The sequence below is a fragment of the Streptomyces sp. NPDC002130 genome, assembly GCF_040296465.1.
Classification (GTDB): Bacteria; Actinomycetota; Actinomycetes; order Streptomycetales; family Streptomycetaceae; genus Streptomyces.
The window spans coordinates 1-11,232 of sequence record NZ_JBEOXI010000258.1; the positions used below are offsets into that span (position 1 = coordinate 1).

Consider the following 11,232-nt stretch of genomic DNA (forward strand, 5'->3'; position numbering starts at 1 on the left):
ACACCGTCTCGATCATCTCGCCGCCGCCGAGGAACGGAGGCAGGTCCTCCAGCAGCTCCTGGCGGCCCCAGAGGACGCCGATGCCGGTGGGGGCGAAGGCGGAGTCCTCGATGCCGGATCCTCGGGCCTGGATGTGCGGGCCGCCGGTGATCTTCCCGGTGGACGAGTCGATGACCAGGAAGACCGAGATGATGCCTTCGTCGCCGAGGATCCTGCGGTCCTTCAGGGCCGGCTCGCCCACGTCACCGACCGAGAGGCCGTCGACGTAGACGTAGCCCGCCTGGACCTTGCCGGAGATCTTCGCCTTGCCCTCGATGAGGTCGACGGCGACGCCGTCCTCGGCGATGACGATGCGGTCGTGCGGAACGCCGGTCAGGGCGCCCAGCTCGGCGTTGGCCCGGAGGTGGCGCCATTCGCCGTGCACCGGCATCAGGTTCTTCGGACGGCAGATGTTGTAGAAGTACAGCAGCTCGCCCGCGGAGGCGTGGCCGGAGACGTGGACCTTGGCGTTGCCCTTGTGGACCACGTTGGCGCCCCAGCGGGTGAGGCCGTTGATCACGCGGTAGACCGCGTTCTCGTTGCCGGGGATCAGGGACGACGCCAGGATCACCGTGTCGCCCTGGACGATGCGGATCTGGTGGTCGCGGTTGGCCATGCGGGACAGGGCCGCCATCGGCTCGCCCTGGGAGCCCGTGCAGACCAGGACCACCTCGCTGTCCGGGAGGTCGTCGAGCGTCTTGACGTCCACGACCAGGCCCGGGGGCACCCTCAGATAGCCCAGGTCCCGCGCGATGCCCATGTTGCGGACCATTGAGCGGCCCACGAAGGCCACGCGGCGCCCGTACTCGTGCGCCGCGTCCAGGATCTGCTGGATGCGGTGCACGTGGCTGGCGAAGCTCGCGACGATGATGCGCTTGCGGGCGCCGGCGAACACCTGGCGCAGGACGTTGGAGATCTCCCGCTCGGGCGGGACGAATCCCGGCACCTCGGCGTTGGTCGAGTCCGAGAGGAGGAGGTCGATGCCCTCCTCGCTCAGGCGTGCGAACGCGTGGAGGTCCGTGAGTCGGCTGTCCAGCGGAAGCTGGTCCATCTTGAAGTCGCCGGTGTGGACCGCCATGCCCGCGGGGGTGCGGATGGCCACGGCCAGCGCGTCCGGGATGGAGTGGTTGACTGCGATGAACTCGCAGTCGAAGGGACCGATGCGCTCGCGGTGCCCCTCCGCCACCTCGAGGGTGTAGGGGCGGATGCGGTGCTCCTGGAGCTTGGCCTCGATGAGGGCGAGGGTCAGCTTGGAGCCGATCAGCGGGATGTCCGGCTTCTCGCGGAGGAGGAAGGGGACGCCGCCGATGTGGTCCTCGTGCCCGTGCGTGAGCACGATGCCCTCGATGTCGTCGAGGCGGTCCCTGATGGACGAGAAGTCCGGCAGGATCAGGTCGATGCCGGGCTGCTCCTCCTCGGGGAAGAGCACTCCGCAGTCGACGATCAGCAGGCGGCCGCCGAATTCGAAGACCGTCATGTTCCGGCCGATTTCGCCGAGGCCGCCGAGCGGGGTGACACGCAGGCCGCCTTCGGCGAGCGGCGGGGGTGTGCGGAGTTCGGGATGCGGATGACTCAAAAGACTCTCCTCACCACGCACGCCACGTACCGGTGGGGCACGTGGCGCGCATGACGTTCGTGCAGAAGCAGTTGTCTGTGTGGGGTGCGGGCACCGGTGGCCCGCTTATTCAGTTGTGAAGCAGTTGCGCGGGGGTCCGCGCGAAGTCTGATGTCAGAGCTGTACCCCGCCGGCAGCAAGATCGATCTTGAGTTGCTCGATCTCCTCGGGCGCGCATTCGACCATGGGGGCGCGCAGCGGCCCGCTGGGCAGTCCCTGCAGGGCGAGCGCCGCCTTGGTCGTCATCACGCCCTGGGTCCGGAACATGCCCGTGTAGACGGCGAGCAGCTGCTGGTGGATCTCGGTGGCCTTCTGGACGTCGCCCGAGGTGTACGCCTCGACCAGGGCGCGCAGCTCTGGGGTGACGACGTGCCCGACGACCGAGACGAAACCGACCGCGCCGACCGAGAGCAGGGGCAGGTTCAGCATGTCGTCGCCGGAGTACCAAGCGAGGCCGGAGCGGGCGATGGCCCAGCTGGCGCGGCCGAGGTCGCCCTTGGCGTCCTTGTTGGCGACGATGCGCGGGTGCTCGGCGAGGCGGACGAGCGTCTCGGTGCTGATCGGGACGCCGCTGCGGCCGGGGATGTCGTAGAGCATCACCGGAAGGCCGGTGGTGTCGGCGACGGCCGTGAAGTGCCGGTAGAGGCCTTCCTGCGGGGGCTTGTTGTAGTACGGGGTCACGACGAGCAGGCCGTGTGCGCCGGTGCGCTCGGCGGCCCGGGCGAGTTCCATGCTGTGGTGGGTGTCGTTGGTGCCGACTCCGGCCACCACGTGGGCGCGATCGCCGACCGCCTCCAGGACCGCCCGTACGAGATCCGCTTTCTCCGCGTCGCTGGTGGTCGGGGACTCGCCCGTGGTGCCGTTGATGACCAGGCCGTCGTTGCCTGCGTCCACCAGGTGGGCGGCGAGCCGCTGCGCGCCGTCGAGGTCGAGTGCGCCGTCCGCCGTGAAGGGCGTGACCATGGCGGTGAGGACCCGCCCGAAGGGGGTCTGCGGAGTCGAGGTCGGAGCCATGGGTTACACGCTACTCGTTGCTCAGGACCGGGTCTGCCCAAGGGGCAGGCGACAAGTCGTGACAAAGGTGGAGCCCGGCACTGCCTGCTCGGGGGTTCAAGCAGTGCCGGACCCGTTTGATCAGGCTAGATGAACTTCTCTAAATGCCGCAATACGGACACTTCGCGCGGCTGAACCGTACATCTGTACCTGATCGGGAAAACCGGGACGCGTTACGGCGCCACGCGTCCGTTGGCGTTGAAGGCGGCGTAGGTGAGCGGCATGAGCCGGGACCACTCGGCCTCCATCTTCTCGCCGACCATCTCGATCTCGCGCTGCGGGAAGGACGGGACCTTCGCCAGCTCGTGCTGGGTGCGCAGGCCGAGGAAGTGCATCAGCGAGCGGGCGTTGCAGGTGGCGTACATCGACGAGTACAGGCCGACCGGGAGGACCGAGCGGGCCACCTCACGGGCGACGCCGGCGGCGAGCATCTCCTGGTAGGCCTCGTACGCCTGCCGGTACGAGTCCTCCATGACGCGGCCGACCAGCTCCTGCTGGGCCTGGGTGCCCTCGACGAAGACGTACTTGCCCGGGCGGCCCTCCTGGACCAGCTTGCGGGACTCGTCGGGGACGTAGAAGACGGGCTGGAGCTCGCGGTAGCGGCCGCTCTCCTCGTTGTACGACCAGCCGACGCGGTGCCGCATGAACTCGCGGAAGACGAAGATCGGGGCACTGATGAGGAAGGTCATCGAGTTGTGCTCGAAGGGGCTGCCGTGCCGGTCCCGCATCAGGTAGTTGATCAGGCCCTTGGAACGCTCGGGGTCCTTCTTCAGCTCGTCCAGGGACTGCTCGCCCAGGGTCGAGACACGGGCGGCGAAGAGGACGTCCGCGTCGGACGCGGTGTGCTTGACCAGCTCGACGGTCACGTCGCTGCGGTAGCTGGGCTTGAGGTCGTCGGCGGGGGTGTCGGTCACGGTTGGCAGGGCCTTCCCATCTCGTCGTGTGGCGACGCCACTCTACGGCCCGGCCAATTCAGCGCGATCGGTGCCGTGCCGCAATGAAGTCGGTGAAACAGGGCACCTCTGAGGGAGTTCGTTCGTCTCTACAGACGAAAGTGATCCGTTCCACCCTTGAAGGAGACGTACCCCTGATGTTCGGTCGGCGTGAACCCGTACCGTTTGCCTTCGTCGCCGAGGCCGACAGGTTCCGCAGCAATGTCACTCCCCCACCCCGCGAGCGGTCGTCCGTCGGTCAGATGGCCGGGCGTTGGCTGCTGGGGCTCACCATCGTGGCGGGGCTCGTGGGGTCCCTGGTCATCGGGACGCCCGCGCTGACGCCCGACAAGACGGCTGATCAGCCTCAGCAGTCGCAGGCGTCCGACAAGCGCTGAACCGCGCCGGGCCGGCCGTGACTCCATCCGGCCCCCCGCCAGTGGTGACCGGGGACACAGATCGGTAGCCTCACCGGGCACAGCCCACGCATGGATCGAGTGAGGACCAGCCGTGCCCCTGCCCTTCCTGACGGCCGACCGCGTTTTCGAGGCGGCGGACGACGTTCCGTTGCCTCACGAAGACCGTGACCGCTGGCGGCGTCCGTACCGGCCCGGGCCGTGGCGCGTCGTGGTGGCCGCGCTGGCGCTGCTCCTCGCCTCGTTCGTGCTGTTCGCTGCGGTCATCATCGCCGTGACGGCCCAACTCGCTTCGGCGGCGCTGGTGTTCGGCCTGGCGTTGCTCGTCATCGCCGCTGCGCTGCGGCTGCTGCGCATGGGCGTGTGGGTCAGCGCACGCGGGCTGCGGCACGTGGGTTTCCTCACGACGCGTACGGCGTCCTGGGAGCAGGTCGTCTCCGTGCGGACGGTGCAGCAGCCGGTGCGCTGGCTGGGGCTGCCCCGGACCGTGCAGGGGCAAGCGCTGCTGCTGGGGCGCCAGGGCCGGGAGGCGGCCGAACTGCCGCCCCTGATGACCACGCACAACGCGGACTTCCTGGGGCGCGCGGAGGCCTTCGACCGAGCGGCCGACTCGGTGGAGGCGTGGGCCGCGGACCACGGCCCGCGCTGACGTCTCAGCCTCATGACGGAGGGGCCGGACCGTGAGAGAAAACGGTCCGGCCCCTCCGTCATGAGTGGGCAGCGGTTCAGGCCACTTCGGGCTGCTTGCCGTCGTGCAGGGCGATCGCGTGCTGCATCGCCTTACGGGCGCGCGGGGTGTCGCGGGCGTCGTGGTAGGCGACGGCGAGGCGGAACCAGGTGCGCCAGTCGTCGGGGGCGTCCTCCGTCTCGGCCTTGCGCCTGGCGAAGACCTCGTCGGCCGAGTCCCGGTCGATGCGCCCGCTGGGGGTGCGCCGCAGCTCGTCGACGGGCAGACCGCCCTCGGCGTCGAGTTCGGCGGCGAGCTGGTTGGCCTTGCGGGCGAACTGGGTGTTCTTCCACAGGAACCACAGGCCGATGAATGGCAGGATCAGCACGGCGACACCGAAGGTGACGGTGAGGGGCGTGCCGATCTCGATGAGCAGGACGCCGCGGCTGCCGACCAGGACGAAGTAGACGACCAGGACGGCGGCGGTGAGGGCGTAGGTGAGCTTCGCTCGCATGACGTCAGGGGCTCAGTTCAGATCCAGGAAGTGTTCCAGGCCGAACGTCAGGCCCGGGGTGCTCACCACGCGGCGGGCGCCGAGCAGGATGCCCGGCATGAAGCTGCTGTGGTGGAGCGAGTCGTGGCGGATGGTGAGCGTCTCGCCCTCGCCGCCCAGCAGGACCTCTTGGTGGGCCAGCAGACCGCGCAGGCGGACGGAGTGCACGGGGATGCCGTCGACGTCCGCGCCTCGCGCCCCGTCCAGGGCCGTCTGCGTGGCGTCCGGTGCCGGGGCCGCACCCGCCTCGGCACGAGCCGACGCGATGAGCTGGGCCGTGCGCGTGGCGGTGCCCGACGGGGCGTCGACCTTCTTCGGATGGTGGAGCTCGATGACCTCCACCGACTCGAAGTACGGTGCCGCGATCTGCGCGAACTTCATGTTCAGTACGGCCCCGATGGAGAAGTTCGGCGCGATGAGCACGCCCGTCTCCGGGGAGGCGGACAGCCAGCCGTTCAGCTGCGCGAGGCGCTCGTCGTTCCAGCCGGTGGTGCCGACGACCGCGTGGATGCCGTGGCCGACGCAGAAGTCGAGATTGGCCATGACCGAGTCGGGCGTGGTCAGTTCGACCGCGACCTGGGCACCGGCTTCGGTCAGCGTCTGAAGCTTGTCGCCCCGGCCGAGGGCGGCGACCAGTTCCATGTCCTCGGCGGCTTCGACGGCTCGTACGGCTTCCGAGCCGATCCGGCCCTTGGCGCCGAGGATCGCCACGCGCAGCTTGCTCATCTCTTGTGCTTCCTTCACCAGGGGATTGTCAGGCGACGGCGTCGTTGAGGCGGGCCGCCTGTTTGTCCTTCAGCGGGCCGATGACCGACAGGGAGGGCCGCCGTCCCAGGATCTCGCGGGCGACCTCGCGGACGTCGTCCGGGGTGACCGACGCTATCCGCGACAGCATGTCGTCGACGGACATCTGCTCGCCCCAGCACAGCTCGCTCTTGCCGATACGGTTCATCAGCGCGCCGGTGTCCTCCAGGCCGAGGACCGTGGACCCCTGGAGCTGGCCGATCGCACGCCCTATCTCGTCGTCCGAGAGGCCGTGCTCGGCGACCTGGTCGAGCTCGTCGCGGCAGATCTTCAGCACGTCGTGCACCTGCGAGGGCCTGCAGCCGGCGTAGACGCCGAACAGGCCGCAGTCGGCGAAGCCGGAGGTGTACGAGTACACGCTGTAGGCCAGGCCGCGCTTCTCGCGGACCTCCTGGAAGAGGCGGGAGGACATGCCGCCGCCGAGGGCGGTGTTCAGCACGCCCAGGGCCCAGCGGCGCTCGTCCGTGCGGGACAGGCCCGGCATGCCGAGCACGACGTGCGCCTGCTCGGTCTTGCGGTCGACCAGCTCGACGCGGCCCGCGGTGCGCAGGGCACGCGTGCCGCTGCGCGGGGCGACCGGGTCCGCGGCCGGGTCCTTGAAGGCACCGGCCTTCTCGAAGGCGGCGCGGACCTGCCGTACGACCTTGGCGTGGTCGATGTTGCCGGCGCAGGCGACGACCAGGTGGGTCGGGTCGTAGTGCTTCTTGTAGAAGCGGCGGATGCGGTCGGCGGTGAGGGCGTTGACCGTGTCGACCGTGCCGAGGACCGGGCGGCCGAGGGGGTTGTCGCCGAACATCGTGTGCGCGAACAGGTCGTGCACGCAGTCGCCCGGGTCGTCCTCGGTCATGGCGATCTCTTCGAGGATCGCGCCCCGCTCCACGTCGACGTCGTCCTCGCGGATCAGCGAGCCGGTCAGCATGTCGCAGACGACGTCGATGGCCAGCGGCAGGTCGTTGTCGAGCACGCGTGCGTAGTAGCACGTGTACTCCTTGGCCGTGAACGCGTTCATCTCGCCGCCGACCGCGTCCAGCGCGGCGGAGATGTCCAGGGCCGACCTGCGGCTGGTGCCCTTGAAGAGCAGGTGCTCCAGGTAGTGGGTGGCGCCGTTCAGGGCCGGGGTCTCGTCGCGGGAGCCGACGTGCGCCCAGATGCCGAAGGTCGCGGAGCGGACCGAGGGCTGGGTCTCGGTGACGATGCGCAGGCCGCCGGGCAGGGTGGTCTTGCGGACCGTACCGATGCCGTTCTCGCCCTTGATGAGGGTTTGGGTACGGGCGACGGCCCGCGCCTCCGAGGAGGTGCGGGCCGTCGCCTGGAAGCCACGGGACGTCACTTGTCGCCGTCGTCCTTCGTCTCGTCGCCGTCTTCGCCCTCGATGACCGGGATCAGGGAGAGCTTGCCGCGGGAGTCGATCTCGGCGATCTCGACCTGGACCTTCTGGCCCACACCGAGGACGTCCTCGACGTTCTCCACGCGCTTGCCGCCGGCCAGCTTGCGGATCTGCGAGATGTGCAGCAGACCGTCCTTGCCGGGCAGCAGGGAGACGAACGCGCCGAAGGTGGTCGTCTTGACGACCGTGCCCAGGTAGCGCTCGCCGACCTCGGGCATCGTCGGGTTGGCGATGCCGTTGATCGTGGTGCGGGCGGCCTCGGCGGCGGGGCCGTCGGCGGCACCGATGTAGATGGTGCCGTCGTCCTCGATCGTGATCTCGGCGCCGGTGTCCTCCTGGATCTGGTTGATCATCTTGCCCTTGGGGCCGATGACCTCGCCGATCTTGTCCACGGGGATCTTGACGGTGATGATCCGCGGGGCGTTCGGGGACATCTCGTCCGGCGTGTCGATCGCTTCCATCATCACGTCGAGGATGTGGAGGCGGGCGTCACGGGCCTGCTTGAGGGCCGCGGCCAGGACGGAGGCCGGGATGCCGTCCAGCTTGGTGTCGAGCTGGAGGGCGGTCACGAAGTCCTTCGTGCCGGCGACCTTGAAGTCCATGTCGCCGAAGGCGTCCTCCGCACCGAGGATGTCGGTGAGGGTGACGTAGTGCGTCTCGCCCTCGATCTCCTGGGAGATCAGGCCCATGGCGATACCGGCGACGGGGGCCTTCAGCGGCACACCGGCGTTCAGCAGCGACATGGTGGAGGCGCAGACCGAGCCCATGGACGTCGAGCCGTTGGAGCTCAGCGCCTCGGAGACCTGGCGGATCGCGTAGGGGAACTCCTCGCGCGTCGGCAGGACCGGCACCAGGGCGCGCTCGGCGAGGGCGCCGTGGCCGATCTCGCGGCGCTTCGGGGAGCCTACGCGGCCCGTCTCGCCGGTGGAGTACGGCGGGAAGTTGTAGTTGTGCATGTAGCGCTTGCGGGTCACCGGGGAGAGGGTGTCCAGCTGCTGCTCCATGCGGAGCATGTTCAGGGTGGTGACGCCCAGGATCTGGGTCTCGCCACGCTCGAACACGGCGGAGCCGTGGACCCGCGGGATGGCCTCGACCTCGGCGGCCAGGGTGCGGATGTCGGTGACACCGCGGCCGTCGATGCGCTTCTTCTCCTTGATGACGCGCTCACGGACCAGGGTCTTGGTCAGCGAGCGGTACGCGGCGGAGATCTCCTTCTCGCGGCCCTCGAACTCCGGGAGGAGCTTCTCGGCGGCGAGACCCTTGACGCGGTCGAGCTCGGCCTCGCGCTCCTGCTTGCCGGCGATGGTCAGCGCGGAGGCGAGCTCCGGGCGGACGGCGGCGGTGAGCGCCTCCAGGACGTCGTCCTGGTAGTCGAGGAAGATCGGGAACTCGCCGGTGGGCTTGGCGGCCTTGGCGGCGAGGTCCGACTGGGCCTTGCAGAGCACCTTGATGAAGGGCTTCGCGGCTTCCAGACCGGCGGCGACGACCTCCTCGGTCGGCGCCTCGGCGCCGCCCTCGACCAGCTTGATGGTCTTCTCGGTGGCCTCGGCCTCGACCATCATGATCGCGACGTCGCCGTCCTCCAGGGCGCGGCCCGCGACGACCATGTCGAACGCGGCGTCCTCGAGCTCGGTGTGCGTCGGGAAGGCCACCCACTGGCCGCGGATCAGCGCGACGCGGACGCCGCCGATCGGGCCGGAGAAGGGCAGGCCGGCCAGCTGCGTGGACGCGGACGCGGCGTTGATCGCGACGACGTCGTACAGGTGGTCGGGGTTGAGCGCCATGATCGTGGCGACGACCTGGATCTCGTTGCGCAGGCCCTTCTTGAAGGAGGGGCGCAGCGGGCGGTCGATCAGGCGGCAGGTGAGGATGGCGTCCTCGGAGGGACGGCCCTCACGGCGGAAGAAGCTGCCGGGGATCTTGCCGGCGGCGTACATCCGCTCCTCGACGTCCACCGTGAGGGGGAAGAAGTCGAGCTGGTCCTTGGGGTTCTTGGAGGCGGTGGTGGCCGACAGCACCATGGTGTCGTCGTCCAGGTACGCCACGGCGGAGCCGGCGGCCTGCTTGGCCAGGCGGCCCGTCTCGAAGCGGATGGTGCGGGTGCCGAAGGCGCCATTGTCGATGACGGCCTCGGCGTAGTGGGTCTCGTTCTCCACTAGCGTTATCTCCTCGTCTTCGTCCCGTCGCTGCCCGTGTGGCAGGGGGACGGTTGCGGAGAAGCGCTCCGGGCTGTGCGGGCCGGTCTTCGATCGAAGCACCCGGGCTCGCTTCCCCCGGGGGCCACTACCGAGGACCGGCGGCGGCTAGGTGCGCCTCTCCTCTTCTTGTTGTGCTGTGTCGTCCGTATTGCGTTGTGCTACCACACTACAAAGCAGTGGTGACACTCCGCACGTACAGCAAAGGGAGCGGTCCCCTTTCCTTCGGGAACCGCTCCCCTCACGGCGTCTTACTTGGCGCCCGCCGCACCGCGGCGGATGCCGAGGCGGTCGACCAGCGCACGGAAGCGCTGGATGTCCTTCTTCGCCAGGTACTGGAGAAGGCGGCGACGCTGACCCACCAGGATCAGCAGGCCACGGCGGGAGTGGTGGTCGTGCTTGTGGGTCTTGAGGTGCTCGGTCAGGTCCGAGATGCGGCGCGAGAGCATGGCGACCTGGACCTCGGGGGAGCCGGTGTCGCCCTCCTTCTGGCCGAACTCGCTGATGATCTGCTTCTTCGTAGCGGCGTCGAGCGGCACGCGTACTCCTCGTAGTCTGTGATGGCCACCGAGTGCCCCCGGTCTTTGTCTCGGGGGAGCTTCCATGACTCGGAAGGCGGGGATCCGCTGGGCGCGGCCTCCAGAGCGGTGGGCTCCGGGGGTGCGTACACAAACGGCCGTCGACCAGCGTACCAGGCGACCGGGGTCCCCTTTGCCCGGGTCTTCCGAACCCCCCGGCCGGAGCGGAGGGGGCCACTAGGGTGAGCGGATTCGGATCGTTCGTACGTCGGGAAGGGGTCGCTGCGGCATGGCGGAGACGGCTGAGGAGATCAAGGCACGCAAGGAGCGCGAGCGGGACGAGCTCTACGCCCTCGACATCTCCGGTGTCGAGTGGCACAGCGCGCCGGGCACCGAGGCGCACGAGGAGCGGGTCGAGATCGCCTACCTGCCCGAGGGTGCCGTGGCGATGCGGTCGTCGCTCGACCCGGGCACGGTGCTGCGCTACACGGAGGCGGAGTGGCGGGCGTTCGTGCTGGGGGCGCGGGACGGGGAGTTCGATCTTGAGCCGACGCCACGCGATGGAGGGCTTGCCCCGGAGTGACGGGTGGGTACGGGAGGCCTGACCGGGTCGCCGAGCACTCCTCGATGACCCGGTGGTCGAGCCGATGAGCCTCGATACGGCTCTGCGTGGTGACGGTCGGCGGCGTGTCCCGCTGAGCGGACAACGGGTCCCGTCGCAGCCCGCACCTGCGGCCGCCGCCACCACGCTGGACTGCGGACCGGTGCCCGCAGTGCCGTCGGACGCTTCCCATTGGCCTGGTGGATCCGCCGTCCGGATGGACCGGGCAACGCTTGGGGAAGCGGGTCGGGCTCAGCTGGTCAACGAGCGCACTGTCGAGTACACGTCGAACACCGCCAAGGCCAGCGGCACCAGGGTCAGCAGCACGAAGCCCTCGGCGATCTCCAGGAAGCGTCCCCAGAACGGAGTGAGGCCGCCGCGCGAGACGATCAAACCGATCGCCGTGACGAGCGCGGTCGTGCCCGGGGGAGGGGCCGCCCGGCGAGGACGAA

At 69.3% G+C, this 11,232-nt stretch carries 11 protein-coding genes and 1 pseudogene; 3 read left to right on the forward strand and 9 right to left on the reverse strand.

The genetic code is table 11. The features are described 5' to 3' along the window. The 3 genes from ABT116_RS33880 to thyX form a co-directional block, all read right to left on the reverse strand. Positions 1–1,615: ribonuclease J (locus tag ABT116_RS33880; protein ID WP_351641723.1), on the reverse strand; the 1,615-nt coding region annotated here is incomplete at its 3' end. Between the two features lie 153 nt (positions 1,616–1,768). Next, positions 1,769–2,668 (reverse strand): 4-hydroxy-tetrahydrodipicolinate synthase, encoded by a 900-nt coding sequence (dapA, locus tag ABT116_RS33885; protein ID WP_351641725.1) that lies wholly within the window; start codon positions 2,666–2,668, stop codon positions 1,769–1,771. A 212-nt stretch (positions 2,669–2,880) separates the two neighbouring features. Further along, positions 2,881–3,621, reverse strand: coding sequence for an FAD-dependent thymidylate synthase (thyX, locus tag ABT116_RS33890; protein WP_351641728.1), 741 nt, complete (start codon positions 3,619–3,621; stop codon positions 2,881–2,883). Positions 3,622–3,797: 176 nt separating this feature from the next. On the opposite strand from thyX, the gene ABT116_RS33895 reads away from it, so the two are divergent. Together ABT116_RS33895 and ABT116_RS33900 are read left to right on the forward strand one after the other, a co-directional pair. Beyond that, positions 3,798–4,037, forward strand: a complete 240-nt coding sequence (locus tag ABT116_RS33895; RefSeq protein ID WP_351641730.1) for a hypothetical protein — start codon at positions 3,798–3,800, stop codon at positions 4,035–4,037. Between the two features lie 112 nt (positions 4,038–4,149). Then, positions 4,150–4,704, forward strand: coding sequence for an SCO5741 family PH domain-containing membrane protein (locus tag ABT116_RS33900; RefSeq protein WP_351641733.1), 555 nt, complete (start codon positions 4,150–4,152; stop codon positions 4,702–4,704). 76 nt (positions 4,705–4,780) lie between these two features. On the opposite strand, the gene ABT116_RS33905 is transcribed toward ABT116_RS33900, so the two are convergent. The 5 genes from ABT116_RS33905 to rpsO form a co-directional block, all read right to left on the reverse strand. After that, positions 4,781–5,236 (reverse strand): DUF485 domain-containing protein, encoded by a 456-nt coding sequence (locus ABT116_RS33905; protein ID WP_351641735.1) that lies wholly within the window; start codon positions 5,234–5,236, stop codon positions 4,781–4,783. Positions 5,237–5,248: 12 nt separating this feature from the next. Further along, positions 5,249–6,001, reverse strand: coding sequence for a 4-hydroxy-tetrahydrodipicolinate reductase (gene dapB / locus ABT116_RS33910; RefSeq protein WP_351641738.1), 753 nt, complete (start codon positions 5,999–6,001; stop codon positions 5,249–5,251). 28 nt (positions 6,002–6,029) lie between these two features. Beyond that, positions 6,030–7,409, reverse strand: coding sequence for a M16 family metallopeptidase (locus ABT116_RS33915; RefSeq protein WP_351641741.1), 1,380 nt, complete (start codon positions 7,407–7,409; stop codon positions 6,030–6,032). Beyond that, a complete protein-coding gene (locus ABT116_RS33920) occupies positions 7,406–9,622 on the reverse strand; it encodes a polyribonucleotide nucleotidyltransferase (protein ID WP_351641744.1) in 2,217 nt (738 codons plus the stop codon). The genes ABT116_RS33915 and ABT116_RS33920 overlap by 4 nt, the downstream gene beginning before the upstream one ends. 290 nt (positions 9,623–9,912) lie before the next feature. Then, positions 9,913–10,200, reverse strand: coding sequence for a 30S ribosomal protein S15 (gene rpsO, locus ABT116_RS33925; RefSeq protein WP_015657483.1), 288 nt, complete (start codon positions 10,198–10,200; stop codon positions 9,913–9,915). A 268-nt stretch (positions 10,201–10,468) separates the two neighbouring features. On the opposite strand from rpsO, the gene ABT116_RS33930 reads away from it, so the two are divergent. Continuing rightward, positions 10,469–10,762: a DUF397 domain-containing protein gene (locus ABT116_RS33930; RefSeq protein ID WP_351641746.1), complete on the forward strand. Its 294-nt coding sequence runs from the start codon at positions 10,469–10,471 to the stop codon at positions 10,760–10,762. A gap of 270 nt (positions 10,763–11,032) precedes the next feature. Here the strand turns inward: ABT116_RS33930 and ABT116_RS33935 are convergent. Continuing rightward, positions 11,033–11,232, reverse strand: a pseudogene (locus ABT116_RS33935) (type VII secretion integral membrane protein EccD); the annotation flags it as partial.